Source organism: Halococcus sp. AFM35 (genome assembly GCF_051195015.1).
In the GTDB taxonomy this organism is placed as follows: domain Archaea; phylum Halobacteriota; class Halobacteria; order Halobacteriales; family Halococcaceae; genus Halococcus.
On the sequence record NZ_JBNTJU010000003.1, the window covers coordinates 100658 to 126339 of the forward strand.

A 25682-nucleotide genomic window follows, 5' to 3' on the forward strand; every position below is an offset into this window, starting at 1 on the left:
TGCTCGTCATGGTACGACACGACAGGCGGACGTTTCTTCGATTGACGGGAACAGCACTCGGCGCGGCGACGCTGGGCGCGGGGACCGCAGCGGGCGCGACCGGGGAGAACTCACGATTTCTCATCGACCTGCGCGAGGTATCGCGTTCGGCGATTCCGAGCGATGTCGAAATTATCCACGACATCTCCCAGATCGACCTGCTGGCCGCCCGCGGGGACGCGAGTTCGGTCGGGGATGCGGCGGCGACCACGCCGGACATCAGGGTCTACCAGCACGACACCGGGCCGGCGGTCGAGCGAAGTGGCCCGTCGACCAACGGGAAGAGCCGGAGCCACAATCACGACAAAGGAATCGACAACAGCGAATACCAGTGGGACAAACGCGTCCAGAACGTCGGCGACCTGACCGACAAACCGGGCGGCGGCAAGTTCATCCACGACACGACGAAGGGAGCGGGAACCCGCGTGGCGGTCGTCGATACCGGCGTCTACGACGCCCATCCTGACCTCGCCGGCGTCGTCAACGACGAGCTGTCGGAGAACTTCACCACGGATAGCTACGACTGGCGGCCGAACGGCGCGGGCGACCATGGAACCCACGTCGCCGGCACCATCGCCGCGATGAACAGCAACAGGGGTCCCGACGGCGGCGTTTTGGGTACTGCGCCCGAAACCGAAATCGTCGCCCACCGGGTGTTCTCGGGCGTCGAGGGCGAAGGAGCATCGACCGGGGACACGGTCGCGGCGATTGCCGCCGCGGCGGACAAGGGCTGTGACGCCGCGAACTTCAGCGTCGGCTACATCAATTCCAATCCCGAGAAGTATCCGGGGCTGCTCGAAATCAAGGCGATATACGCGCGACTGATGGACTACGTCCGCTCGAAGGGCATGGTCTTCGTGAACTCCGCGGGCAACGGCTCGCTCGACATGGACGCCGAGAACACCCTGAGCCTCCCGACGGAGGTCGAGGGCGTCTTCGGCGTCGCGGCCACCGGCCCAATCGGCTGTGGCTGGGGCGGCAAGCACAGCGACAACGAGGCAAAGTGGCTCACGGGCAACCGGTTGGAGGACCCGACGGATTCCCCGGCCTTTTACACCAACTACGGCAGCGCGGTCGATGTCAGCGCCGCGGGCGGCGACGCAGACCTCGACGCGCTCGATAGGATTCCCGAAGCCCAGCGGGACCTCGTCTACTCGACGACCGTCACTTACACCTACGAGGACGGACCGGACGACGACGAGGACGAGCCAGTCAACAGGCCGGGCGAGATCGTCGACAGGGAGGCGAGCTACGGCTGGAAAGCGGGCACCTCGATGGCCGCCCCACAGGTCACGGGTGCGGTCGCGCTCGTCCGCTCGCTCCGGCCCGACGCCAGCGTCGAGGAGGTCGAATCGCTCATCCAAGAGACCGCGAGCAGCGCACCCGGCGGCGAGACCTATCACGGCGCTGGCCACCTCGACCTGAAGCGTCTCGTCAAGCGCGCCTGAACGTACCGGCTTTTTTGGCTTGTAGTGTTTTACAGCCCCAGCTCGCGCCCGATGACGAGATGCTGGATTTCGCTGGTTCCCTCGCCGATTTCCATGAGTTTTGCGTCCCGATAAAAGCGCTGGGGTGCGAAGTCGGTGGTGTAGCCGTAGCCGCCGAGGACCTGGACGGCGTCCTCGGCGACCTCGCGGCTGATTTCGCTCGCGTCGAGTTTCGCCAGCGCACTCAGGCGGGTGACGTCCTCACCGGCGTCGTAGGTCGTCGCAGCCTTCCGTGTCAGGAGCCGCGCGCGCTCGACCTTTCGGTCCATGTCGACGATCTTGTTTCGCACGGCGTCGAACTTCGCAATCGGCTGGCCGAACTGCTCGCGCTCGCTCGCGTAGGATTTGGCGGCCTCGTAAGCCCCCTGTGCCAATCCCACCGACAGCGCCGCAATCGAGATGCGTCCACCGTCGAGAGTCTTTTTGGTTTGGTCCCAGCCGTCGCCCTCCTCGCCGAGCAGGCGCTCTTCGGGCAGTCGCACGTCGTCGAGTTGGATTTCACACGTCGGCGAGGCATTGAGACCCATCTTGTCCCAGACCGTGGTAACCTCGAAGCCGTCGTCGTCGGGGTCGACGATAAAGGTAGAAATCCCGTCGTAGCCCGCCCCGGGGCCCGTGACCGCTTTGACGAGCACCGAGCCGGCCTCGCTGGCGTTCGTGATGAACTGCTTTGTGCCGTTCAGCACGTACTCGTCGCCATCCTTTCTTGCGCGGGTGTCCATGTCGCTGGCGTCACTGCCACTACTGGGTTCGGTGAGCGCCCAGCCACCCATGTGCTCGCCCTCGGCCAGCGGGCGGAGCCACTCCTCTTTCTGTTCGTGCGTGCCGAACAGTTCGAGTGGCTTGGAGGCCAGCGAGACGTGAGCGGCATACGAAAGCCCAATCGACCCCGAGACGCGTCCGAGTTCCTCGGTGACGAGCGCGTACATGAGCTGGTCGCCACCCAAGCCGCCGTACTCCTCGCTGATGGGGACGCCCATCACGTCGAGGGTACCCAACTCCGCGAACACCTCTTCGGGAAAGCGGTGTTCGTCCTCGATGTCCTGGGCGAGTGGCGCGATTTCCTCCTCACAGAACTCCCGCACCGTATCGCGCATCATCCGGTGCTCGTCGGGCAGGTCGAAATTCATATCGCTCCTATGGGTGCGGGAGGATAAAACCCTCGGCACTCACCGGGCGCGGACGTTTTGTTCGTCCACGCCCGAGTTCGAGCGTGGCAGTTCGCCGATTCGTCCGCGGCCGTATCGAGTGGCCGCGCCTCGAAGCCGTCTGTCGGGAGTTCGCGGCCCGCTACGACGAGTCGGTCGTCCGCGTGGAGTTCCTCGACGGCGACAACTGGCTCTCGACGCCGTGTGTCGTCGACGAACGCTGGTTCGTCAAGGTCATCACGCCACAGAACGCGCTCGTCCACGCGCTCTTCACTGCCGGGCGAAATCTCGGCGTGTTTTCGAGCGGTACCGAAGGTTTCTTCGAGCGCTTCGATAGCCCTGTCGAGATGGCCGAACACGAACTCGACGCCACCCGACGAATCCGTGCGGTCGGCGTCAACGCACCCGAACCCATCGAGGCGTTCGCCCACGAGGAACTCGGCGTGCTCGTGCTCGAATACCTCCCCGACTTCCGCACGCTCGCAGACCTCACGCAGACGGAGACGGCGACGTTCGCACCGACCCTGTTCGCATCGCTCGGACGACTGCACGGGGCGGGCTTCGGCCACGGTGACCTCAGAGCCGAAAACGTCCTCGTCGCCGACGGGGAACTCTATTTCATCGACGCGACGAGCGTGCGCGCCGACGCCATCGCCGACGCGCGCTCGTACGATCTGGCCTGTGCGCTCGCGGCGCTCGAACCCGCCATCGGCGCGCGGGCAGCGGTCGACGCCGCCGTCGGACGATACACCATCGAAGAACTGCTCGCCGCCCGCGAGTTCATCGGCTTCGTCGACATGCGACCCGACCACGACTTCGACGCCGCCCTCCTCCGCGGCGAAATCGAAAAACGGGCTGCGTAGTCCCACGCCGGTCATGCCCGGGAACAGCTATACCCGAACGCACGCCGTGAACGCGATATGGCAGAGACGACCACACGCCGGCAGCCGGCGACCGAGTTCGCCGGTCTGCTCGGTCAGCTCCCGGCGGATACGGCGGACCGTGAGGCGATTACCGTCGAAATGCCGTACACCGGCGACGAACTCGGCACGGTGCCCGCCCACACCGCGGCGGACGTGCGCGCGGCGACCGACCGCGCCGCCGACGCACAGGAGTCGTGGGCCGACCGCTCGTTCGACGAGCGCGCGGCGGTCATCAAGCGGTATCACGACCTCGTACTCGACGACCAGGCGGAGTTGTTGGACCTCGTCCAGCGCGAGAGCGGCAAGAGCCGGCGCGCAGCGTATGAAGAGGTCCTCGACATCGCCATCACGAGCCGGTACTACGCCTATCACGGCGACGAACACATCGAGTCACGCCGGCGCGCGGGTGCGATTCCGTTTCTGACGAAGACCGTCGAACACCACCATCCGAAAGGTGTCGTTGGAATTATCTCACCGTGGAACTACCCCCTCACCCTCTCGGTCTCGGACGCGATTCCGGCGCTGCTCGCGGGCAACACGGTCGTTCTCAAACCCGCGACGGAGACCCCGTTCACCGCGCTGCGCGCCGTCTCGCTGCTGCGGGAGGCCGGTCTCCCCGAAGAGGTGTTGCAGGTCGTCACTGGACGCGGTTCGACCATCGGTACGCCGCTCATCGAGAACTCGGACTATCTGATGTTCACCGGCAGCACCGAGACCGGGAAAGCCGTCGCCGAGCAGGCCGGACACCATCTCATCGACTGCTCGATGGAACTCGGCGGGAAGAACCCACTGCTCGTGTTCGACGATGCCGACCTCGATAGGACTGTGGAGGGTGCGGTTCGGGGCGCGTTCACCAACGCCGGCCAGCTTTGCATCTCGCTCGAACGCTTCTATGTCCAATCGGGCATCCGCGAGGAGTTCGAACGGCGGTTCGTCGATGCGGTCGAAGACCTCAAACTGGGCACGAGTCTCGACTACGAACCCGACGTCGGTTCGTTGGCATCGGCCGAGCAGTTGGAAAAAGTGCAATCGCACGTCGAGGACGCCCGCGAGAGGGGTGCGAGGGTACTCACAGGTGGACAGGCGCGGCCCGACGTCGGTCCGTATTTCTACGAGCCAACGGTGCTCGCCGACGTGACCGACGAGATGAGCGTGGCGAGCGAGGAGACCTTCGGTCCCGTCGTCTCCATCCACGAGTTCGAGGGTCCGCGAGAGGGTATCGCGCTGGCGAACGATTCGGAGCGCGGGCTGAACGCGAGCGTCTGGACCGAAAATTCAGAACTGGGCCACGCCGTCGCCGAACGTATCGAGTGTGGCACGGTAAACATCAACGAAGGCTACGTGGCGACGTGGGCCTCCGTCGACGCGCCGATGGGTGGGATGAAGGAGTCGGGACTCGGCCGGCGACACGGCCGCGAGGGCATCATGAAATACACCGATTCCCAGACCGTCGCCGAACAGCGCCTCGCGCCGATTGCCGCTCCGTCCGGCGTTCCCGATGACCTCTATACCACCGGGATGACGGCCGCGCTACGCGCGCTGAAGCGGATGCCAGGATTTCGATAGCTCGTTCACGCGAACAGCGCGACGTTTTTGTACCCGGCACACGCAATTCTTGCCGAGATGAGCCAGCAACGCAGCCAACCGTCGAAACACTACATCGGCGGCGAGTGGACCGACGGCCAGAGTACGGAAACGTTCGAGAGTACGAATCCCGCGACGGGCGAGAGCCTCGGCGAGTTCCAGCGCGGTACGGATGCCGACGTGGACCGCGCGCTCGCGGCCGCCGAGGACGCCTTCGAGGAATGGTCGTCGCTGTCGTACATCGACCGCGCGGAGTACCTCTGGGACATCTACCACGAGCTTCGCGACCGAACCGACGAACTCGGACGAATAGTCACCAAAGAGTGTGGCAAGGAGATTTCGGAGGGCCGCGCCGACGTGGTCGAGGCCGCCCACATGGTCGAGTGGGCCGCCGGCGACGCGCGCCACCCCCACGGCGACGTGGTCCCCTCCGAAATCGCCGGCAAGGACGCCTACATGCGCCGGAAACCCCGGGGCGTCGTCGGCTGCATCTCGCCGTGGAACTTCCCGGTAGCGATTCCGTTCTGGCACATGGCCGTCTCGCTGGTCGAGGGCAACACCGTGGTGTGGAAGCCCGCCGAACAGACCCCGTGGTGCGGGCAGGTCATCGCCGAGATGTTCGAGGAAACCGGGATTCCCGACGGCGTGTTCAACATGGTGCAGGGCTACGGCGACGCCGGCGAAGCAATCGTCGACGACGACCGCGTCGATACCGTACTTTTCACCGGGTCGGCAGAGGTCGGTCAGGAGATCGCGGCGGAAACGGGTGGCGACCCCGGCAAGCTCGCGGCCTGCGAGATGGGCGGCAAGAACGGCATCGTCGTGACGAGCGAGGCCGACATGGAGACGGCAGTGCACTCGGCGGTGATGAGTTCGTTCAAGACCACGGGCCAGCGCTGTGTCTCCTCCGAGCGCCTCATCGTCCACGAAGACCTCTACGACGAGTTCAAGGAACGCTTCGTCGACATCGCCGAGGACGTCGCCGTCGGTGACCCGCTGGAGGAAAACACGTTCATGGGACCGCTCATCGAACCCGACCACAAGGAGAAAGTCGCCGGCTACAACGACCTCGCACACGACGAGGACGTCGAGGTGCTCGTCGACCGCACGGAACTCGACAGTGATGAAATTCCCGAGGGTCACGAGGACGGCCACTGGGTCGGCCCGTTCGTCTACGAGGCCGACCACGACGCGGACCTGCGAGTCACACAAGAAGAGGTGTTCGGCCCACACGTCGCGCTGATGCCCTATTCGGGCGACATCGAGGAGGCGGTTGCAATCCACAACGACACCGAATATGGCTTGGCGGGAGCCATCATCTCGGAGAACTACCACGAAATCAACTACTTCCGCGACAACGCCGAAATCGGCCTCGCATATGGGAATCTCCCGTGTATCGGCGCGGAGATTCAACTCCCCTTCGGCGGCGTGAAGAAATCGGGCAACGGCTATCCGAGCGCACGCGAAATCATCGAGGCCGTCACCGAGCGCACCGCCTGGACGCTCAACAACGCCGAGGGCATCCAGATGGCCCAAGGGCTGTCGGCGGACATCACGACCAAGGACGACTGAGTAGGCAGTTCCTTTTTCCTCAGTCGGCGGCGTTCGCGGCCCCGTTTAGTTCCGCCACCGTACGACCCTCTCCGACGAGTCGGTCGTAGCATTCGGCCGGCGGGCCGACCCACGCACCCAGCTCCAGCGCGCGCTCGATGAGTCGCCGGTAGAGCGTCCGATAGCCCGGAAAGTCGTCGCTCAGATAGCGTGGATGCCAGAGCACCGTCATCACCGCGTCGTTCGCGGCCGCCTCCGCGAGGAGTCCCTCGCAGGCCGCCCACGCCGCTTCGGCGCTGTCGTGCTGTTCGAACAGCGCGACCTCCATCAGCGTGAGCGGAAACACGGTGAACTCGTCGTCGAAGGGATGGAGGGGGTCGTAGCCGTAGTCGAATCCGTACTCCGTACTCGACCCGAGCGAACTGTCGTAGGAGAGACCGATGGTGCGGTGGTGGTCCCACGTCGCCGGCGCGCGATTGAGGAAGTGCTGGCGACCCCCTCTCACCGGGTGGCCGAGCACGCGCTCGATTCGTTCTTTCTCTTCGGCGAGGCGTTCGCGGTCGTCGTAGGAGTCGTAGGAGCCGTGCAGTCCCACCTCCCAGCCGCCCGCATCGAGGCGCTCGATGACCCTCGCCATCCGCGGCGCATCGACGTCGTAGCGTCCGAGGTGTTCGAGCCAGTAGCGTGGGCGCAGCCACTCTCGGAGGGGGCGATTCCACAGTCCGCGCTCCGTGAGGAAATACAGCGCCGAGCGCACGTCCAGCCCGTCCTCCAGTTCCATCAGCGGGTCGAACTGCCAGTAGGGGTTCACTCGGGGAGACAACGCCGCGAGGTTGGTGGGGTCCCGTTCGACCACTGCGTCCGAGATGGCTTGATAGGTCTTGTACGGGCGGTCGACGTCGTGGGTGAGACAGAGGGCGAACTCAGCCATGCTCTTCGAGCAGCGCGACCATCCGTTCGGCGGCATCGCCGTCGCCGTAGAGTTCGGGCTTTTCGGGTAACGAAATCTCCCGCCGGAGTTCGCGTTCGATGGTCTCAGCGTCGGCTCCCACCAGCGTGTTCCAGCCGGCATCGACGGTCTCGACCCATTCGGTTTCGTCCCGAAGGGTCACACAGGGCGTATCGAGGAAGAAGGCCTCCTTCTGCACACCACCGGAGTCGGTGGCGACGCGCTCGGCCCCGTCGAGCAGGCGGACGAAATCGAGGTAGCCCTGCGGTTCGATGAGCGTCAACTGCTGCTCGACCGCCTCGAAGAGTCCGTATGTTTCGAGACGGTCGGCCGTCCGTGGATGGATCGGGAAGACCACCTCGCGGTCGGTCGCGCCGAGCGCGCGCATGATGGCTGCGAGTCGTTCGCGGTCGTCGGTGTTGCCGGCTCGGTGGACGGTCGCGAGGACGTACTCGCCGGCGGTGAGACCGTACTCGTCGAGCACCGTCGAGTGGTCGGCCGCGCGGGTGCGCGCCCAGAGGATGGCGTCGTACATGACGTCCCCTGTGAGGTGGACGTTCTCGACGCCCTCTTCGTCGAGGTTCGTGACGCCGCGTTCGGTCGGTGCAAAGAGGAGGTCCGAGACGTGGTCGGTGAGCACGCGATTGGTCTCCTCGGGCATCGCGCGGTTATAGCTCCGCAGGCCGGCCTCGACGTGGGCAAGACAGGCGTCGGTCTTGGCGGTCACGACCGCGCCCGCGAGCGTGGAGTTCGTGTCGCCGTAGACGATTACCGCATCGGGGTCCTCGCGTTCGATGAGGTCGCCGAAACGCCGCACCATCTCGCCGGTCTGCTCGCCGTGGGTACCCGACCCCACCCCCAAATCGTACTCCGGGGTCGGGATGGCGAGTTCCTCGAAGAACACCTCCGACATCGCCTCGCTGTAGTGCTGGCCGGTGTGGACGAGGACCTCCTCGTGACGGCCGGCGAGCGCGCGCGAGACGGGAAAGGCCTTGATGAACTGCGGGCGCGCGCCGACGACCGAGACGACTCTCATCGGTCCTCCCAACCGATACCGTCCGCTTCGGGGTTTTCGTGCTGTCCGACACGCAACCCCTCGTTCGTCTGCAAATCGTAGGCCATCCCGAGTGCGAGCGCGACGACGCCGACGACCACCAACAGTATCGATAGCGCCCCCCGGACGAACCCCATACCCGACCCGAGCAGAGTACCGAGGGTGAACAGCCCGCCGAGAGCACCCGTAACCACGCTGGCGATACCGATGAAATAGAGCAATATGAGCGGGTGGAAGTCGTGGACCACGTATCGAAGCACCAGCCGGCGGACGAAGTTGCGCGCGAGCAGCAGCGAGAGTCGAGGAACGAACGTCGAGTAGCGAATGCCGCTCTCCTCGTTGCCGTAAACTGCTGGATGGGAGACGTCGATTACCCGAAACCGATGGATATTGAGCGTCGTGAGCATGTCGTTCAAAAATCCGTAGTCGTCGTATAAACCGTCGATGTCGATGCGGGCGAGTGCGGTCCCGGCTATCGCCGTAAAGCCGTTCTGTGGGTCGCTCATCTTCCAGTAGCCGCTGGAGATCTTGGTGAGGTACGTGAGGAGGGAGTTGCCGAAGAATCGCCAGCCCGACATCTGTTTGCGGTCGCGGTGGAGCAGGCGCGTGCCCTTGGCGTAGTCGGCACGGCCCTCGGCGACCGGCTCGACGATGCGGGCAAGCATGTCGGGGTTCATCTGGCCGTCGGCGTCCATCACCGCCACGACGTCGATGCCGTCGTCGAGCGCGTGGTGATAGCCGGTCTTGACCGCGCCGCCGCGACCGTGATTGGTCTCGTGGCGAATCGGCTCGACCACACCTCCGAAGGTCGCACCGCCATCGGCCAGCGTCGCGTTCTCCCGGTGAGTGCGGTTTGCGCGCTCGGCGTGGCGCTGGATTTCGGCCCACGTCCCGTCGGTCGAGCAGTCGTCGACGGCGTACACGCGGTCGACGTACTCGGGAAGGGTCTCGATGACCCGTCCGACGAACGCCTCCTCGTTGTGGGCCGGAATGACGACGCCCACGCTCTTGTCGTTATACATGGCCGCCCCCTATCGTATAGACCCTGTGGGGGGTGGCGGATAAATCGAGCGCTCCGCGGCCGTCGACGACGACCAGCGGCGATGGGAACGCGTTCCAATCGATGCGCTCGAACGCCTCGTGTGGTGTCACCAACACGACGCCGTCGACTGCACGGTCAGTTACTTCGGCCACGCTGACCGGTGTCGCGTCGAAGTCGGTGAAATCGTCGATGAGCGGGTCCGCACAGAGCACCTCGGCACCGGCTGCGGCGAGCCCGTCGATGATGGGGCGGGCGGGCGTCGCGGCGGTCTCGGCGACACCGGGTCGGTAGGCGACCCCCAGCACGAGCACCGTCGCCTCTCCCAAACTCCTTCCTTCGGCGTCGAACTCCTCGCGGAGTTTCTCGACGGTGAACGCCGGCATGCCGTCGTTGACCTCGCGTGCGGTCCGGAGCAGCGGCGCGTCCTCGGTGCGGTCGTGGGCGAGGAAATAGGGATAATAGGGGATGCAGTGGCCGCCGACGCCCGCACCGGGGTCGTGGATGTCGCAGTAGGGCTGGGTGTTGGCGGTCGCGATGGCCTCGCGCACGTCGACCGCGAGGTCGTCGGTGAACCGCGCCAGCTCGTTGGCGAGGGCGATGTTCACGTCGCGGTAGACTCCCTCGAACAGTTTGACTGCTTCGGCCGTCGTCGCGTCCGCGACGGTGAGCACCCCCTTCGCGTTGAGCTGCTCGTAGATGGTCCGTGCCGCCCGCGTACTGTCCTCGTCGATGCCACCGACGACCTTCGGGTACGCTCCCCGGATGTCTTCGAGCGCGCGCCCGCTTGCGGTCCGCTCGGGACAGAACGCGACGCCGAACTCGCCGGCTGCGAGGTCGCTTTCGGCTTCGAGCAGCGGCGCGACCACCTCTCGACAGGTCTTCGGCGGTACGGTACACTCGACGAGGACGAGGTCGCCCGCCGACAGCCCCGTAGCGATGTCTTCGACGACCGATTCGAGAATCGAGAGGTCGGGTGCGTTCGTGTCGGTGAGCCGCGTCGGCACGATGACGACATGAATCGACGTCGCCGCGGCCGCGGTGCGGTTGTCCGTCGCCCGCAGGGCCTCGTCCGCAACCAGTCGCTCGACGAGCGCGTCGAGACCGGGTTCGCCGCCGACGTGAGACTCGCCCCGGTTGACACCCGTGAGGACTGCTTCGTTCGTGTCCGCGCCGATGACGTTGCCACAGACCTCGGCGTACGCCGCCGCCAGCGGCAGCCCCATCTTCCCGAGTCCGTACACGCCGACGGGGAGGTCCCCGTTGCGAAACGCCTCGCGCGTGCGCTCGCTCGCGCCGCCGTAGGGCGCGACGGACTCGGCGCGACTCATCGGACCTCTGCCTCCATGCGGTCGTCGGCCAGTTGGTCGATTGTCCGCGCGACCGACAGCGCGCGAAGGCCGTCTTCGGCGGTCACCAGCGGCGTTTCCCGCTCCCGCACGCACTCGACGAACGAGGCGAGTTCTTCCTTCAGCGGCTCGCCACTGTCGACCATCGGCCGCTCGACGACGCCCTCGTGGCGGTAGTGCATGCCACTCTTTCGCTCGACGTACTCGGGCAGCGAGTGGCGATGAATGGCGACCGAGCGGTCGATGTAGTCCACCGAAATCCAGCACTCGCGGGTCGTAATCGACAGCTCGCGGATCTTCTTCTGGGTGACGCGGCTCGCGGTGAGGCTGGCGACGACACCCCCTTCGAAACGCAGTTGGGCGTCGATGTAGCGGTTGTCCTCCGCGCCGAGGGCGTTCACAGTTACAACGTCCTCGCCGATGAGCGAGAGGAGTACGTCGATGTCGTGAATCATCAGGTCCATCACGGCGTTGTCCGCGATGGTGCGCTCGCGCGGCGAGCCGAGCCGCTGAGCGTCGACCGCGATGACCTCCTGTTCGTCGAGGATTTCAGAGACGGCCCGCACCGCCGGGTTGAACCGCTCGATGTGGCCCACTTGGACGACGACGCCGCGCTCGTCGGCCAGCGCTTCGAGCGCGCGCCCCTCCGCCGGGTCGGCAACGAACGGTTTCTCGACGAGCACGTCGACGCCGCTCTCGATACACTCGCGGGCGACGCTCGCATGATGAGTCGTCGGAACGGCAATCGAGACCGCGTCCACGCGGTCGAGCAGTTCCGCCATCGAGAGCGCTCGCGTGTCGTGTCTGGTGGCGACCTCGCGCGCCCGCTCGGCGTCGGCGTCGGCGACGCCCGCGAGTTCGACGCCCGGCAGTTCGGCGTAGACACGCGCATGGTTCTGTCCCATGCTCCCCACGCCGATGACGCCGGCACGCATCGGCGTCGCTCGACTCATCCAACCACCTCTGGGGCTATCGCGTTCACGATGTCCGTGAGGTCCGACGGGGAGAGGTTTGGATGTACCGGTAGCGAGAGCACTTCATCGCTCGCGCGCTCGGCGACCGGCAGCGAGCGCTCGACACCGCTGTAGGCCGGCTGTTCGTGTATCGGTATCGGGTAGTAGATGCCACTGCCGATGTCGGCCGCGTCGAGACGTGCTTCGAGCGCGTCGCGGTCCTCGCTACGAACGGTGTACTGGTGATAGACGTGTTTTCGATTGCTGGGTTCGACGGGCGTCGTCAAATCGTCGGGTAGCTCCTCGGTGAGTCGTGTCGCGTTCGCCCGCCGGGCCTTGTTGTACTCGGGCAGGCGGTCGAGCTGGACGCGCCCGATGGCCGCGAGCACGCTCGTCATCCGGTAGTTCTGGCCGACGCCGTGGTGTTCGTAGGTGTCACCGTCGGGGTCGCGGCCGTGGTTTGCGAAACTCGCCGCGCGGTCGGCGACAGCCTCGTCGTCGGTCACGACCATCCCGCCCTCGCCGGTGGTCATGTTTTTGGTGGGGTAGAACGAAAAACAGGCCGCGTCGCCGAAGGTCCCGACGCGCTCGCCGTCGAATTCCGCGCCGTGGGCCTGTGCGGCGTCCTCGATGAGCAGCAAGTCGTGTTCGTTGGCGATATCCCGCAGATGGTCCATCGCGGCTGGCAGCCCGTAGAGGTGGACGGGCATGAGCGCGTCCACGTCCCGCTCGCGGACGACCTCCTCGACGGCATGCGGGTCGAGATTATACGTTCGCGGGTCGATGTCGGCGAAGGCGACGTCCGCGCCCGCCAGCCGGATGGCGTTCGCGCTGGCGACCATCGAGAACGGCGTCGTCACCACCGTATCACCGGGACCGAGACCAAGCGCCTCGCATGCAGTGTGCAGTGCGGTCGTGCCATTGGTGGTCGCCACGCCGTGGGCAGCGCCACAGAACTCGGCGAACTCCGCCTCGAAGGCGCGCACCTCGGGACCGTCGGCGAGCTGGCCGCTGTCGATGACCGCTTCGACCCGTTCCTTCTCGCGTGCGCCGAGTTCGGGGTCGGCTATCGGTATCATATCTCGTTCGCCCCCATGAGTCTCTCCGGCAGCGGTTCATGGCGGGCGGGGACGCCGACCGCCAGCGTCTCCGGGGGAACGTCCTCGGTGACGACCGCGCCGGCGGCGACGAACGCCCCCTCGCCAACAGTGATACCGGGCAACAGCGTCGCGTTCGCACCGACCGAGACGCCGTCTTCGAGCGTCGGACCGGCGAGGGCTGCCTCTCGGCGCACGGGGTACGGGTCGTTCGTGAGCACCGCACGCGGCCCGACGAATACCTGACTGTCGATGGTCGTCTCGGTCGGGACGTACACGCCAGTTTGGAGGCTCACATGCGAGCCGAGCGTCGAGGAGCCGTCGATGGTGGTGTCGGTCCCCACCAGCACGTCGTCGCCGATGGTCGTCTCCTCGCGGACCACGGCGTTGTGACCGGTGGTGAACCCGTCGCCGATTGTCGTGTCGGCATAGACGATGGTGCCGGCCCGAACCGTCGCATCGTCGCCGATATCGGCGGGCTGGGCGTCCGTATCGTGGACGTAGCCGACGGTCGCGCCGACGTCGATACGGCTGTCCGCGCCGATGCGTGCACGCGTCTCATCGCTCATCGAGCACCTCCGGGCGTCCGCTGGTCGGTCGCTCGGTGCCGGACGTCGGGGGTGGGGACCGTCTCGACGAGGAACTCCGTTTCGATGGCTGTAGTGGGTGTGTGCTGTGGTCGGTCATTCGGTGGAGGTGTATCAGGGCGATTGAATGACTGGTTCGTGTCGGTCTCGTTGGAGTACACTCCGTTCTCACATATGTGTTTTCCCATCCGACGGAACGTCCCTCATCGGTGGTGGCCGTCACGCATCGGTAGATTCACGGCCGCCGCCCCGACTACCAACGGACAACGAATGGACGACGAACGCCCTGACACGGGATTGGAGACGCTGCTCGTCGGGCTGGATGCAGCCTGTGAGCCGGTGTTCGACCGGCTGGCGAAGCGGGGAGCCGAACTCCCGGTACTGGAGGAACTCTTCGAGGAGGGTGTGAGCGGCCCGCTCGAATCGCAGGTGCCACCGTGGACCGCGAGCGCGTGGCCCTCGCTGTATACGGGTACGAACCCCGGCAAACACGGCGTCTTCGGTTTTCTCGATTATTCGGGGTACGACTGGGACGTGGTGAACGCCACCGACGTGCGCGAGCGAGCGCTCTGGGAGCTGCTCGATGAGGAGGGGAAATCGTCCGTCGTCGTCAACGTGCCCGTGACCCACCCGCCGGGCGAGTTCGACGGCGCACTGATTCCGGGCTACGTCGCGCCCGACTCGCCGACCTGCCACCCCGACGGACTCCTCGAAGACGTCCGTGAGGAACTCGGCGCGTACCGCGTCTATCCGCGCCACACCGGCAGCACGGAGACGCGCACCGAAAGGAAGGTCGCGGAGTACCGGACGGTGACGCGGATGCGCGGCGAGGCGTTCCGGTATCTCGCCGCGCGCTTTTCGCCGGATTTCGGCTTCGTCGAGTTTCAGACCACGGATACCGTCTTTCACGAGTGCCCCGGCGATTTCGCGGCCCTCCAAGCGGTCTACGAGGCCGTCGACGAACAGGTGGGGAGAACTCTCGATGCCTGTAACCCCGATACCGTCATCGTCGCCAGCGACCACGGTATCGGCAAATACGACGGCTACGATGTGCGCGTGAACTCCCTCCTGCGCAAGGAGGGATATGTCGAAACGGCCCGTGGCGGCGGGATGCCCTCGTGGGACGTGCTCCGCGACGAGCAGTTCTTCGATGGCGAGGGTGAAAGCGGGACGGGCGGGCTGCTCGAACGGGTGATGGGTGGACTGGCGCGAGTAGGTATCACCAGCCAGCGGCTCAACGCGGTGCTCGACCGCCTCGGACTCGCGGAGTTCGTCGTCGCCCACGCCCCCAAGGAGATGATTCGTGCGGGCACCGAGGGCGTCGATTTCCCCGCCTCGACGGCCTACGCCCGCTCGCACATCGAGTGTGGCGTCCGGCTGAACGTCGCCGGGCGCGACCCCGACGGTGTCGTCCCAGCAGACGACTACGAAGAGGTCCGTGAGAAACTCATCGGCCGCTTCGCCGACCTCGAAACGCCCGATGGAAGACCGGCATTCGACGACGTGGCTCCGCGTGAGGCGTATTTCCACGGGTCGGAATCGGACGACGCGGTCGATATCGTGCTCGTCCCGCGTGATTTCGACCAGTTCCTCTCGACGCAGTTGCGCGACGAGACGTTCGGCCCGCCGACCGAACCCTACAACCACAAACGCGACGGCATCGTCGCCGCGACGGGAGCAGGCATCGACACCGATGCGTCGCTCGCGGACGCACACCTGTTCGACGTCGCGCCGACGGTGCTCGCGTCGCTCGGGCTTCCGCGCGGCGACCACATGGACGGCGAGGTATTGGGAATGGTCGAGCCGGTTGGCGAGCAGTCCTATCCCGAGTACGACGGGCGGGCGCGCGAGGCGACCGACGAGCAAGCAATCGAGGAACGGCTCTCCGATTTGGGGTATATGGAATGAGCATCGAGATACGCAGCGCGACCGACGACGACCTAGACAAGTGGGACAGCTATGTAGAGCGGTCGCCGCAGTCGAACCCCTTCCATCTGCGGGGCAGCCTCGCGGCGCTCGCGGCACACGCCGATGCCGACCTGCATCCCCTCATCGGGTTCAAGGGGCAGGAGCCGGTGGGACTCCTCCCTCTCTTTGCCGTCGAGCGACTGGGGGTTCCGATGGCCTTTTCGCCGCCGCCCGAACTCTTGATTCCGTATCTCGGGCCGGCGCTGCTCAACATGGGGAAGTTGAAACGGCGAAAGCGCGAGCGCCGCCACCAGCACTTCGTCGACGGCTGCATCGAGTGGCTCGACGAGCATCTCGGACCGCGCTACACCCACGTCCGCAGCGACTATCGCTACACGGACCTCCGCCCGCTCGAATGGAATCGACTGGAGGCATCGCTCGGCCATACCTACACCGTGGACCTCTCGGCCGGTGCTGACGAACTCCTGCAACGGTTCAGCAGCGACGCACGGAGCAACGTCCGCGACGGTGTTCCGGAGAACTGCACCATCGAAGAAGGTGGCGAGCGGGCGATTCGGCGCATCGTCACCCAAATCTATCGCCGCTACGAGGCACAGGACAAATCATACGGCGTGACGCCGGGGTTCGTCCTCGACCTCCGCGAGCGCCTGCCGGAGGGGTGTCTCCGGGCGTACGTCTGCCGCGTCGATGGCCGCTTCGCCGGGGGAATGATAACGCTCGAAGACGAGGGCACCATCCATCGCTGGCAGGGTGGCGCGAAACACGACGCCGCGATTCCCGTCAACGACCACGTCGACTGGCACGTCATGCGCGAGGCGATGGAGCGCGGGATTTCGTCGTATGACCTCGTGGGTGCGGACTCGCGGCGGCTCAACGAGTACAAGGCGAAGTTCGACCCCGACCTCAGAACCTACCACGAGGCCGAGCGCGCCGGACCGGTCATGCGCCTCGCGCGGGCGGCCTACACCCGTCTTCGCTGAGTGGACGTCAGTATGAACTCCGGCCCGTGATTCGGCCGATGGCCCGCCCGACGAGACCGATACCGGGATGACCATCGTACAGCCAGAGGGCGAAGATTCCCGCCATGGCGAGCACGTACGCCACACCGACGGGACTGAACAGCATCGGCAGGAAGTCGCTCATGTAGTAGGCGGCGTTTTCCAGCAGCCCCGCGCCCGCACCGGGACCCACGATGGGGTCCGAGACGTCCGCGCCGGGACGGGCCATCACGGGCCAGAACAGCGGCCAGTAGGAGGGGTCACCGATTGCCAGCGAGGGCAGCACGTCGGCCGGGAGATGTGAGAGATAGCCCACGACGAACGCACCGGCGAGTTCGGTGTGTGAAAAACGCCGGGCAACGGCGAACACGAGCACCGAGAAGGGAACGGCAAAGAACAGCGAGTGGGCGAGCACGCCCGCCGGCAGGAGGTCGAACGACCACGACAGCGGCTTGTCGACGAGGTCGGCGAACTGCGTGCCGACGACGAGCGCGACCGTCGCCGCACCGGTCGGCGTGCGTCCCCGAAGGTGCATCAGCAGCGAATAGCAGAGATAGCCGACCGCAACGTGTCCCCACGGGAACACGTCAGGCGCTCCCGTTGCCGCCAGCACCCCCAGCACCGGCACCGCCTCCAGCACCACCACCCCCACCGCCGCTCGAAACGTTCACTGCGAGATGAAGCGACCGATAGGCGTTCTGCTCGGTGGGGTTCTGTGGTGGGTCGCCCCGGTAGAGCAGATAGACCAGTTGCAGGTTGTCCTCGGCGATGGTCGGGGTGACGGTGTGTTGGCGCTGCCACGTCCGGTTCTGCGGGACGGTCCCAGTCGAGAAGCGCTTGAGCGTGTTCCGCGTGAGCACCTCCTCGCCGCTGTAGCGCTGGAGTTGGACCACCACCGAGTAGTTCGCCGGTTCACCTTCGTGATTCTGGATGCCGACGGTGAGCTGTTGGGGTTGGCCGGCGGTCAGGTTTCGCGGGTGGTCGAGCGTGACTTGTCCGGAGCCGTTCTGCGTGCCGACGTAGAAGTTCGTCGAGGACGAACCGTCCTGTGGAACCGCGAGCGCGTAGGTCATGCTCGCGGCTCCGACGAGCACGCTGAGAATCAGAACGATGTTCAGGAGTGCGTCGACCGGCGAGCCGGTGAGACCCCCAACGAAGTCGTCGACCCAGTAGCCGACCGGCACGCCGAAGCGCTCGGCGCGCGGCAGCCTGAGCCGGCGGACGAGACCGACGAGCGCACACAGCGTCGAGAAGCCGACGAGCACCGCGACGATGGGACCGGTGTGATAGAGCGAGCCGGTACCGAACACGAGCGTAGCGAAATCGAGCGCGAGCGCGAGCAACGGGATGAGGAACATGCTGAGACCAAAGGACAGCGCCACACGCTCGCCCCAGCGGACGCCGCGCTGTTGAATCGAGCGCAGACTCGAAAACCGCCGACTCATCCCGGACAGCGAACTCACCTGTCCCGCGTTGCGGGAGGGACGGCCGGGAAACAGCGCCGACAGTACTGTGTAGCCCGGCACGAACACCGCCAGCGGAATCCCGACGAGAAACTGCAGCGCCGAGGGCAGACCGGCGACGACGAGACCGCCGGCGACGAGCGCGTAGGCGACGATGACGAAGAGGTCGCCCGGCAGTCCGCCGAGGGCCGAGGCGCTCTCGGCGTAGCGGTCGGTCGCCGCGTTCTCCGAAAGCGAATCACGGGACACTATAGATGCCCTTCGGACGAGTGGGTTCTTGAGTGTGTTCGTTCGCCATCGCCGCCCGACTGGTTTAGTATACGTACAAAACGGGAATGTTTATTATAATAATACAGTATGAAAAATGCGTAGATGAACGTATTCGATACACACTTGTTATGGTTCTCCGGTGTATAGGTGCCGTGAACGGGGGAGACTAAATGTCAGATGATTGGGATACGGTCAGTTTCGTGATTCGCTCGCAGTACCGCGTGGACGTGCTCTCGCGGCTGGTCGAGGGTCCAGCGACGCCCTCGCGCATCGCCGCCGACGAGGACATCGCCATCGCGCACGTCTCGCGGGCGCTGTCGGGGCTGCGCGAGGACGACCGCGGGATGGTCGAGCTGCTCGTTTCCGAAGACCAGAAGAAAGGCCGCGTCTACGGCATCACTGAGAAGGGTGAATCCGTCTGGGAACGCCTCGAAACCGAAAACATGGTCTGATATGTCGAGAGCGGTGGTCGAATGGCGGACGCCGATGAATCGTCGGACAGCGGATGGATGTCCCGTCTCGACCCTTCGGCAACGCCGTCCGACAGTACGACCAGTACCCCGTTCCATCGGTCGATGGACCAGCCAGTCGGTTTCGGTCACTGCGGGACCGTCGACAGGAGACGGGCGCAATTTATATAGGTGGACGAAGCACCCAGTGTCATGAGCGACAGTTCGGGAACGCGCGCGGACGAGCGCGGACCGTCGTGGCTCGCCGGCGTCGTACTCGCAGTCGTCGTCGTCGGCGCGCTCGCTATCGGTCCGGGAACGACGGCAGCGCAGGAGAACACGACGTTCATCGTCCAACAGGGCGATACGTGTACGGAGGTCACGCCGCTCGGCGACGGGAGCCAGTCGGTCGAGGCGTTCTACAACTACGAGGTGCTCAACGACACGGCGAACTACAGTTCGCTCGGCACCACAGGTATTCAGGAAGACCAGACGAGCCAACTGTTCGTCTATCGGGGGAGTGAGGGGCTGAGCCTCGTCTTCCTCCACGACGAAATCAACCAGCCGGGCGGGTTCGTCGCCACGGGCGACATCTCTGGACTGCCGGCCGACGGCGAGTGGGCCGTCGAGGACGACAACTACACCAACCGCGACGACACCTTCGAATACACCGAAACGGGCGCACACATCGAGTGGAACTCGAATGGCGGGCGCACCGACGGCGCGGCCTTCCGCGGGCTGGAGAGTTCGAACTACCGCACCATCACCGCAAACCTCAAATTCAACGATGCGGTCGAGCGCTATCCCTTCGAGGAGTGGAGCGGCTCGCCCAGCGACAACGAAATCGAGCGCTGGATCGTCCGCTCGGGCGACGGTAGCACGACCGAACTCGACATCAACACGCCCGTAAAAATCAGTCCGGGGACCTGCAGCGGCGGCGTGAGCACGTTCACCGCGACGCCGAACGGGACGAACGCCACCGCGACCGACACGGCGGGGGCGACCGATGGAGCGACACCGACCGATACGCAAACCGCGACCGACACACCGACGCCAACCGAGACGGCAACCCCCACCGACACGCCGACGCCGACCGATACGCAGCCAGCGACGCCCACCGGAGACGAAAGCGGGGACGCGACCACCGAGACCGATGCCGGCGGACTGGTCGGCACGGGTGAATCGACCGAGACCGACAGCAGCGGCGCGTTCGGTCCCGGATTCGGGACGGGGGCCGCACTGATTGCCGTCCTCGCGCTCGCGGCCGTCGCACTCGTCCGACGTCGGTGATTTTGGCGAGCCTAAAATTTCAAGTGTCGGTGGGGCGAACCCGCGTCGATGACTCAACCGGACGAAACCCACAGTTTCGAGGACGTGAGCGTCGTGATGGGTACCTACAACGAGGAGGCCGCCGTCGGAAGCGTGCTCGACTCCATCGCCGAGGCTACGGAGGATGCGGCCGAAGTCGTCTGTGTCGACGGGTCGAGCGACCGCACGCCCGAAATCGCCCGCGAGCACGGCGCGCGTGTCATCGAACAGGAGCCACGGGGCTACGGCGTTGCGGTGAGGGCGGCGCTCGGGGCGGCCAGTCGGCCCGTGATTATCACTACTGACTGCGACGGCACCTATCCGATGGACGCCCTTCCGGACTTCCTCGACACCATCAACCGGGGCTACGACGTGGTGAGCGGCGACCGCCTCTATCACGGGGCCGCGACGATGCCGCCGTTCAATCGCCTCGGCAACCACGCCTTCGCGGCGCTGGCGAGCGTCCTGTTGGGTGAGCGCGTCCACGACACGACGACCGGGATGCGTGCCTACCGACGCGAGGTCATCGAGGGAATCGAGTGGACCGAGAACACCGGACTCTCGGCCGAACTACTCATCCGCCCGCTCGCACGGGGCTACGCCGTCCGCGAAATGCCAATCGGCTATGGAGAGCGCCTCGGCGAGACGACGCTCGACCCGCTTTCGGGTGGCGCGGCCATCGCACGCTCGATACTCACGGTCTGTGAGGAGGAGCGCCGCCGATAGTCAGGAAGCCGTGAGGTTCGTCTCGACGAACACTCCGTCGCGAGTCGTCGCGGGAGCGCCGCGCCCGCCGCCACAGCGATAGGACGGACAGACTTCCGTCGTGGGCGCGAGCGCACGGAGACCGTTTTTCCGTTCGTCGACCGGGAGACCGACGCGATAGCCGAACCCGCCGGTCGGTCCCCTGTCGACGAACACCGAGAGCGTGAGCGATCCATCGACCGGTATCGAACTCTCGTCGACCGGCGTGACCTCCCCGCGGAGTCGGGCGCGCTCGTCGGCGACGAGCCGGAGGTCGAGAGTGCCGTTTCTGGGCGTCGTGGTGTAATACGTCTGATTGGGTCCGCTGGCGAGTCGGACCGTGACGCTCTCGGGCGAATCGGGTATCCCGAACCGACCATCGAGTACCAGCCGCTCGCCCGTGTGAACCTCGATTTGGCGGAGGCGGGTCTCGGGGGCATCGCCGTCCGTCGGGTTCCACGAGCCGCCGTAGGTGTAGCGGTAGTACGTGCGGTTCGGATAGGCGTCGATGACCGCGAACTGGCGCTTGGCCAGCGCATAGACGGTGTCGCCATCGAAATCGGGGTCGTTGCGCAGCGCCTGGAACGGATGGTTGAGCCAGTTGCCATACGGGGTCGGCAGGAAGACGAGCGCGTTCTCCAGCGAGCGGTTCTCGAAGGGCTGGTAGGCCTGCTCGTACTCGGCGGTGACGTTACTGTTGCGTTCGAGCGGTTCGTCCATCACACTCACAGTCACACCCGCAAGCGCCGCACCCGTGACGAGCAGACAGACCGTGAGCGCGACGCGCGTTCGTCGGGGGGTGAAACGCAGTTGCAGCAGTCGTCGGAGTCGAAGCGCGCCGCGGAGACCGGCATACGCCGCGAACGCGGCCGTCGGAACGAGCAGGTCGAAGTGGTAGTACGGTCCCAGAAAGGCGATGAGACCCGTCCCCGAGTTTTCGAGGTCGCCGAGGATGTTGAGGTTACCCCAGAAGAGGATGTTCCCGGCGGGAATCGACACGAACAGACCGGCGAGCGCGGCCGTTCTGGCAGTCCGTTGCTCCCGTGGGACGGCAAATGCCAGCACCAGTCCGAGCGCGGCGAGCACCGTCCCGAGCGCACCAGCAATTCCCCACCGGCCGAAAAACGCCGCGAGCACGCGCGCGTTCGCCTTCAGTGCGAGTTCCGGCGTGTATTCGACGGCGTGGCCGAGGATTTTCCGCCGGCCGAAGCCGATGCCATCCAGCGGCGCGAACGCCGCGTACGGGAAGGTGAGCGGGTCGCCGGTGACGACGGCGTTGTATCCGAGCGCGACGAGCACGCCGAGGGAGCCACCGGCAGCGGTGAGCGCCTGTCGGACAGCGGCGGCACGGCCATCCCGCAGCGTCCAGAGTGCGTGGACGACGAACGGTGCGGCGAACAGTACCGCCGTGTAAGGCCGCGAGAAGAAGGCGATGCCGATGGTGAGTCCGGCGACCGCTGCCAGCGGCCGACTCCCCACCCTCTGGGCACGGAGATACGCCGCCGCGAACAGCAGGTTCCACAGCGTCGTCGGCGCATACGACAGGAACACGGAGGAGGTGATGAGAAAGAGCGGCGAGTGCAAGAGCAACGCACCCGCGAGAAGCCCGGTCGTACGCGCGAATCTCTGGCCCTCGTGGCGGAAGGTTTCGGCGACGACGACGGCGGTGAGGAAGACGTTCGCCGCAGCGATGGCGACGAGCGCAAGGGTGTAGTCGCCCGCGAGCCGGCCGACGGCGAACATCGCGGCGGCGACGGGTGCGTACTTCGGATAGAACCCCTGCTCGCTTCCGACGAAAAACCACGGTCGGAACGCGTCGGGAACCGGTGGCCGGAGGAACAACTGTCCATCGAGCAACATGCCGGCCTGCTGGAGATACACGCCTTCGTCGTGATTCAGCGAGAGGTACGGAAAGACGGCCGTCGAGACGGCCCAAATCACAAGCGCGCCGAGCAATGAGAGGGCGAGTGCCGCGAGGGCGAATCGGTGTCGATGAAATCGGTCGCCGAGCCGACCCATCACTCGCCGGGATACCACGCGAGCGTGTGGTCGGCGACGAACGCGACGGCCACCCGTTGGTCGAGATGGATGTCGGTCGTGTGGTTGTGCTCGCAGTGAATCACGTCGCCCGTGTCGAGTTCGACGCGATAGACGAACGACGATCCCGTGTACTGGCGGTGGACGACGCGACCGTCGCCCGCCTCGCTCTCGACCGGCTTCGCCCGGAGGTCGTCCGGCCGCACGAGCACGTCGATGTCGGTGCCGGCGTAGTCGTCGGTCAGCCCCTGCATCCGCGCGGTCTCGAAGCTCCCGATACCGGTGTGGACGCCGGTCTCGTCGACGTGCCCCGAGAGAAAGCCTGCTCGACCGAGGAACTCGGCGACGAACCGTGATTCCGGTTGTTCGAAGACGACTTCGGGCCGGCCGACCTGTTCGAGACGGCCGTCGTTCAATACTGCTACTCGGTCGGAAATCGACAGCGCCTCCTCCTGGTCGTGGGTCACGGAAACGGCGGTGACACCCGCCGCATCCAAGATTCGGCGGACCTCCTCGCGCATCCGCACGCGCAGGCGCACGTCGAGATTGGAAAACGGCTCGTCGAGCAGGAGGAGGTCCGGCTCCGGTGCGAGCGCGCGGGCGAGCGCGACGCGCTGTCTCTGGCCACCCGAGAGCTGGTCGGGCGTCCGCTCGCCGAAGGATTCCAGCCCCACGAGGTCGAGCAGTTCGGCCACGCGCTCGTCTTTCTGACTGGCGTCGGCGTCCGTGAGACCGAACGCGATGTTCTCCGCTACCGTCATGTGCGGAAAGAGCGCGAAGTCCTGGAAGACGATGCCGACGTCGCGGTTTTCGGGGTCCACGGAGTGAGTATCATCGGCGACGCGCTCGCCGTCGAGGGTGATGGTCCCTGCACCCGGGGTTTCGAGACCCGCAATCAGCCGCAGCGTCGTCGTCTTCCCGCAACCGGAGGGACCCAGCAGCGTCAACAACTCGCCGTCGCGGACCGAAAGCGAGAGGTCCGAGACCGCCGTTTCCGTACCGTACTCCTTGCTCGCCCCGGCGAGTTCGAGCACGGCGTCGGCGGCGTCCGGCGCTCCGCCGGGCGCGTCGGTGCCCGCCTTTCGTGAGCGGGCGGCGGTGGTCTCGTGCGGTTCGTGGGTCGTCTTACCGGACATCATCGCCCTCCTGTGAGAGGATGACGAGCATCGAGAGACCGGAGACGGCGACGAGCACGAGCGCCGGTACGGCCGCCGCTCCATAATATCCTGCGCCTTGGACCTGCCAGATGTAGGTGACGAGCGTCTTGAATTCCGAGGGATGGAGGAGCAAGGTTGCGGGAAGCTCCTTCATCGTCGTCAGGAAGACCAGCGCCGCGCCCGCGACGACGCCCGGCGCGATGAGCGGGAGCGTCACCCGCCGAAAGGTCGACAGCGGCGCGTGGCCGAGCGTGCGCGCGGCTTCGAGCAGCGAGCGGTCGACGTGCAGCACCGAGGAGTGGGTGGTGCCGACCGCCTGCGGGAGGAATCGCACGACGTAGGCGAAGATCAGCAGGGGAAGCGTCTGGTAGAGACCGGGCAGGTAGCGCACGCCGAAATACACCAGTGCAAAGCCGATGACGATGCCCGGTGCGGCGTAGCCAAAATACGTCATCCGGTCGAACAGTTCGGCGAGTTTCCCGTTCGTCCGCGCCGAGAGATACCCGACCGGCAGCGCCGCGAGCGTCGCCACGAGTGCCGCGAGCGCCGCGACGACGACGGAGTTCAGACCATACGACCACTGGAAGGCAAAGCCGCCGGCCGAGTAGCCCGGTCCGCCGCGGAACAGCCACATCGCCAGCACGCCGAGCGGGACGACCAGACAGAGGACGACGACCAGCACACAGAAAGCGAGTGCCGGCCACTTCCAGACGCCAAGCGAGATGGTGCTCCCGCGCCGTCCGCCCGCGTAGGCGTTCCCGTCGTCCGGCGAGAGGCGCGACTCGATGGCGAGGATGGCGACGGTAAGTCCTAAAAGGAGCACCGAGAGCAGCGCCGCACGGCTCCGGCCGAAGGCGTTGTACTCGACGAATATCATGCGGGTGAACACGTCGTAGTGCATGATGGCCGGCGTCCCGAAATCCGAGAGCGTGTACAGCGCCACCAACAGCGCGCCGGCGGCGATGCCCGGCGCGATTTGGGGCAGGACGACGCGGCGAAACGCTCCGAGATAGGAGTGGTTCAGGGTTCGTGCGGCCTCGACCTGCGAGGTATCGAACGAGAGCAGCGCCGCGCGCGTCGTGAGGAACACGTAGGGATAGACGAACAGCGTGAGAACCAACACTGTCCCTTGGAGTCCGTAGATGGTCGGAATCGACTCGATGCCCAGCGGGGCGAGCAGGTCCGCAAGCGTCCCCCGAGGGCCAAAGGCCGAGACGAACGCGAACGCGCCGATGTAGCTCGGTACTACCAATGGTAGCGCCAACACGACGGTCCAGAACCGTCGAAAGGGAAGGTCGGTGCGCGCGGTCAACACCGCGAGCGGCACGCCGACCAGTACCGAGCCGGCGGTGACGGCGGTCACCAACAGCGCGCTGTTGACGGTGATTCGAACCGTCGAGGACGAGGCGAGCAGCGCGAGCGCGCTGCCGACGCCCATGTCGAACGCGCGGACGACGAGCCACGCGATGGGTGCGACGACCGCGAGCGCAATCGCTCCCGCGAGCGCGAGCAACCCACCTCTGAGGAGGGTCGCGCGGTCGATACGATTGCCACCGAGGGTGCTCAT

The 25682-nt window shown here is 65.9% G+C and carries 22 protein-coding genes; 9 read left to right on the forward strand and 13 right to left on the reverse strand.

The window, feature by feature from the left end; all coding sequences use genetic code 11:
• Window positions 1-8 precede the first annotated feature (8 nt).
• Entirely contained in the window at window positions 9-1487 is a 1479-nt protein-coding gene (locus ACQUQO_RS03520; protein WP_435076564.1) for a S8 family peptidase, read from the forward strand.
• 29 nt (window positions 1488-1516) lie between these two features.
• Here ACQUQO_RS03520 and ACQUQO_RS03525 read toward each other — a convergent pair whose 3' ends face one another.
• Window positions 1517-2656 (reverse strand): acyl-CoA dehydrogenase family protein, encoded by a 1140-nt coding sequence (locus ACQUQO_RS03525; protein ID WP_435076565.1) that lies wholly within the window; start codon window positions 2654-2656, stop codon window positions 1517-1519.
• A gap of 83 nt (window positions 2657-2739) precedes the next feature.
• Here ACQUQO_RS03525 and ACQUQO_RS03530 point away from each other — a divergent pair, with 83 nt between their 5' ends.
• From ACQUQO_RS03530 to ACQUQO_RS03540, 3 genes are read left to right on the forward strand one after another with little or no spacing between them, the layout of a single operon-like run.
• Window positions 2740-3537: an RIO1 family regulatory kinase/ATPase domain-containing protein gene (locus ACQUQO_RS03530; protein WP_435076566.1), complete on the forward strand. Its 798-nt coding sequence runs from the start codon at window positions 2740-2742 to the stop codon at window positions 3535-3537.
• Between the two features lie 57 nt (window positions 3538-3594).
• Entirely contained in the window at window positions 3595-5163 is a 1569-nt protein-coding gene (locus ACQUQO_RS03535) for a succinic semialdehyde dehydrogenase (RefSeq protein ID WP_435076567.1), read from the forward strand.
• A gap of 57 nt (window positions 5164-5220) precedes the next feature.
• Window positions 5221-6753, forward strand: coding sequence for an aldehyde dehydrogenase family protein (locus ACQUQO_RS03540; RefSeq protein ID WP_435076568.1), 1533 nt, complete (start codon window positions 5221-5223; stop codon window positions 6751-6753).
• 19 nt (window positions 6754-6772) lie between these two features.
• On the opposite strand, the gene ACQUQO_RS03545 is transcribed toward ACQUQO_RS03540, so the two are convergent.
• The 7 genes from ACQUQO_RS03545 to ACQUQO_RS03575 are packed head-to-tail and all read right to left on the reverse strand — an operon-like array spanning window position 6773 to window position 13742.
• Window positions 6773-7663 (reverse strand): polysaccharide deacetylase family protein, encoded by an 891-nt coding sequence (locus tag ACQUQO_RS03545; RefSeq protein ID WP_435076570.1) that lies wholly within the window; start codon window positions 7661-7663, stop codon window positions 6773-6775.
• The gene (wecB, locus tag ACQUQO_RS03550) at window positions 7656-8717 is read right to left on the reverse strand and encodes a non-hydrolyzing UDP-N-acetylglucosamine 2-epimerase (RefSeq protein ID WP_435076571.1); all 1062 of its coding nucleotides are present in this window, start codon (window positions 8715-8717) and stop codon (window positions 7656-7658) included. Before wecB ends, ACQUQO_RS03545 begins: the two co-directional genes overlap by 8 nt.
• The gene (locus ACQUQO_RS03555) at window positions 8714-9757 is read right to left on the reverse strand and encodes a glycosyltransferase family 2 protein (protein ID WP_435076572.1); all 1044 of its coding nucleotides are present in this window, start codon (window positions 9755-9757) and stop codon (window positions 8714-8716) included. Before ACQUQO_RS03555 ends, wecB begins: the two co-directional genes overlap by 4 nt.
• Window positions 9750-11105 (reverse strand): nucleotide sugar dehydrogenase, encoded by a 1356-nt coding sequence (locus tag ACQUQO_RS03560; RefSeq protein WP_435076573.1) that lies wholly within the window; start codon window positions 11103-11105, stop codon window positions 9750-9752. Before ACQUQO_RS03560 ends, ACQUQO_RS03555 begins: the two co-directional genes overlap by 8 nt.
• Window positions 11102-12076 (reverse strand): Gfo/Idh/MocA family oxidoreductase, encoded by a 975-nt coding sequence (locus ACQUQO_RS03565; RefSeq protein ID WP_435076574.1) that lies wholly within the window; start codon window positions 12074-12076, stop codon window positions 11102-11104. The genes ACQUQO_RS03560 and ACQUQO_RS03565 overlap by 4 nt, the downstream gene beginning before the upstream one ends.
• The gene (locus ACQUQO_RS03570; RefSeq protein ID WP_435076575.1) at window positions 12073-13155 is read right to left on the reverse strand and encodes a DegT/DnrJ/EryC1/StrS family aminotransferase; all 1083 of its coding nucleotides are present in this window, start codon (window positions 13153-13155) and stop codon (window positions 12073-12075) included. Before ACQUQO_RS03570 ends, ACQUQO_RS03565 begins: the two co-directional genes overlap by 4 nt.
• Window positions 13152-13742: an acyltransferase gene (locus ACQUQO_RS03575; protein WP_435076576.1), complete on the reverse strand. Its 591-nt coding sequence runs from the start codon at window positions 13740-13742 to the stop codon at window positions 13152-13154. Before ACQUQO_RS03575 ends, ACQUQO_RS03570 begins: the two co-directional genes overlap by 4 nt.
• A 288-nt stretch (window positions 13743-14030) precedes the next feature.
• Between ACQUQO_RS03575 and ACQUQO_RS03580 the strand changes: the two genes are divergently transcribed.
• Together ACQUQO_RS03580 and ACQUQO_RS03585 are read left to right on the forward strand one after the other, a co-directional pair.
• Window positions 14031-15668 (forward strand): alkaline phosphatase family protein, encoded by a 1638-nt coding sequence (locus ACQUQO_RS03580; RefSeq protein ID WP_435076577.1) that lies wholly within the window; start codon window positions 14031-14033, stop codon window positions 15666-15668.
• Entirely contained in the window at window positions 15665-16669 is a 1005-nt protein-coding gene (locus ACQUQO_RS03585) for a GNAT family N-acetyltransferase (RefSeq protein WP_435076578.1), read from the forward strand. The genes ACQUQO_RS03580 and ACQUQO_RS03585 overlap by 4 nt, the downstream gene beginning before the upstream one ends.
• A gap of 7 nt (window positions 16670-16676) precedes the next feature.
• Here the strand turns inward: ACQUQO_RS03585 and ACQUQO_RS03590 are convergent, their stop codons facing one another.
• A complete protein-coding gene (locus tag ACQUQO_RS03590) occupies window positions 16677-17330 on the reverse strand; it encodes a metal-dependent hydrolase (RefSeq protein ID WP_435076579.1) in 654 nt (217 codons plus the stop codon).
• Entirely contained in the window at window positions 17275-18399 is a 1125-nt protein-coding gene (locus ACQUQO_RS03595) for a DUF1616 domain-containing protein (RefSeq protein WP_435076580.1), read from the reverse strand. Before ACQUQO_RS03595 ends, ACQUQO_RS03590 begins: the two co-directional genes overlap by 56 nt.
• Window positions 18400-18590: 191 nt before the next feature.
• Between ACQUQO_RS03595 and ACQUQO_RS03600 the strand changes: the two genes are divergently transcribed.
• The 3 genes from ACQUQO_RS03600 (at window position 18591) to ACQUQO_RS03610 (ending at window position 20903) form a co-directional block, all read left to right on the forward strand.
• Window positions 18591-18872, forward strand: coding sequence for an ArsR family transcriptional regulator (locus tag ACQUQO_RS03600; RefSeq protein ID WP_435076581.1), 282 nt, complete (start codon window positions 18591-18593; stop codon window positions 18870-18872).
• Window positions 18873-19082: 210 nt separating this feature from the next.
• Complete coding sequence (locus ACQUQO_RS03605) at window positions 19083-20159, forward strand: cell surface glycoprotein related protein (protein ID WP_435076582.1); 1077 nt, start codon at window positions 19083-19085, stop codon at window positions 20157-20159.
• A gap of 48 nt (window positions 20160-20207) precedes the next feature.
• Window positions 20208-20903 carry a dolichyl-phosphate hexose transferase gene (locus ACQUQO_RS03610; protein ID WP_435076583.1) on the forward strand — a complete coding sequence of 232 codons (696 nt, stop codon included), beginning with the start codon at window positions 20208-20210 and terminating at the stop codon, window positions 20901-20903.
• Here the strand turns inward: ACQUQO_RS03610 and ACQUQO_RS03615 are convergent, their stop codons facing one another.
• The 3 genes from ACQUQO_RS03615 to ACQUQO_RS03625 are packed head-to-tail and all read right to left on the reverse strand — an operon-like array spanning window position 20904 to window position 25682.
• Window positions 20904-22940 carry a hypothetical protein gene (locus tag ACQUQO_RS03615; RefSeq protein ID WP_435076699.1) on the reverse strand — a complete coding sequence of 679 codons (2037 nt, stop codon included), beginning with the start codon at window positions 22938-22940 and terminating at the stop codon, window positions 20904-20906.
• Window positions 22940-24094 carry an ABC transporter ATP-binding protein gene (locus ACQUQO_RS03620; protein ID WP_435076584.1) on the reverse strand — a complete coding sequence of 385 codons (1155 nt, stop codon included), beginning with the start codon at window positions 24092-24094 and terminating at the stop codon, window positions 22940-22942. The genes ACQUQO_RS03615 and ACQUQO_RS03620 overlap by 1 nt, the downstream gene beginning before the upstream one ends.
• The gene (locus ACQUQO_RS03625) at window positions 24084-25682 is read right to left on the reverse strand and encodes an ABC transporter permease (RefSeq protein ID WP_435076585.1); all 1599 of its coding nucleotides are present in this window, start codon (window positions 25680-25682) and stop codon (window positions 24084-24086) included. Before ACQUQO_RS03625 ends, ACQUQO_RS03620 begins: the two co-directional genes overlap by 11 nt.

Coding starts and splice junctions, on each gene's coding strand:
- ACQUQO_RS03520 (WP_435076564.1), top strand. CDS start 9: ATGGTACGACACGACAGGCGGACGTTTCTTCGATTGACGGGAACAGCA.
- ACQUQO_RS03525 (WP_435076565.1), bottom strand. CDS start 2,656: ATGAATTTCGACCTGCCCGACGAGCACCGGATGATGCGCGATACGGTG.
- ACQUQO_RS03535 (WP_435076567.1), top strand. CDS start 3,595: ATGGCAGAGACGACCACACGCCGGCAGCCGGCGACCGAGTTCGCCGGT.
- ACQUQO_RS03540 (WP_435076568.1), top strand. CDS start 5,221: ATGAGCCAGCAACGCAGCCAACCGTCGAAACACTACATCGGCGGCGAG.
- ACQUQO_RS03545 (WP_435076570.1), bottom strand. CDS start 7,663: ATGGCTGAGTTCGCCCTCTGTCTCACCCACGACGTCGACCGCCCGTAC.
- wecB (WP_435076571.1), bottom strand. CDS start 8,717: ATGAGAGTCGTCTCGGTCGTCGGCGCGCGCCCGCAGTTCATCAAGGCC.
- ACQUQO_RS03555 (WP_435076572.1), bottom strand. CDS start 9,757: ATGTATAACGACAAGAGCGTGGGCGTCGTCATTCCGGCCCACAACGAG.
- ACQUQO_RS03560 (WP_435076573.1), bottom strand. CDS start 11,105: ATGAGTCGCGCCGAGTCCGTCGCGCCCTACGGCGGCGCGAGCGAGCGC.
- ACQUQO_RS03565 (WP_435076574.1), bottom strand. CDS start 12,076: ATGAGTCGAGCGACGCCGATGCGTGCCGGCGTCATCGGCGTGGGGAGC.
- ACQUQO_RS03570 (WP_435076575.1), bottom strand. CDS start 13,155: ATGATACCGATAGCCGACCCCGAACTCGGCGCACGCGAGAAGGAACGG.
- ACQUQO_RS03575 (WP_435076576.1), bottom strand. CDS start 13,742: ATGAGCGATGAGACGCGTGCACGCATCGGCGCGGACAGCCGTATCGAC.
- ACQUQO_RS03580 (WP_435076577.1), top strand. CDS start 14,031: ATGGACGACGAACGCCCTGACACGGGATTGGAGACGCTGCTCGTCGGG.
- ACQUQO_RS03585 (WP_435076578.1), top strand. CDS start 15,665: ATGAGCATCGAGATACGCAGCGCGACCGACGACGACCTAGACAAGTGG.
- ACQUQO_RS03600 (WP_435076581.1), top strand. CDS start 18,591: ATGTCAGATGATTGGGATACGGTCAGTTTCGTGATTCGCTCGCAGTAC.
- ACQUQO_RS03605 (WP_435076582.1), top strand. CDS start 19,083: ATGAGCGACAGTTCGGGAACGCGCGCGGACGAGCGCGGACCGTCGTGG.
- ACQUQO_RS03610 (WP_435076583.1), top strand. CDS start 20,208: ATGACTCAACCGGACGAAACCCACAGTTTCGAGGACGTGAGCGTCGTG.
- ACQUQO_RS03615 (WP_435076699.1), bottom strand. CDS start 22,940: ATGGGTCGGCTCGGCGACCGATTTCATCGACACCGATTCGCCCTCGCG.
- ACQUQO_RS03620 (WP_435076584.1), bottom strand. CDS start 24,094: ATGTCCGGTAAGACGACCCACGAACCGCACGAGACCACCGCCGCCCGC.
- ACQUQO_RS03625 (WP_435076585.1), bottom strand. CDS start 25,682: ATGAGCACCCTCGGTGGCAATCGTATCGACCGCGCGACCCTCCTCAGA.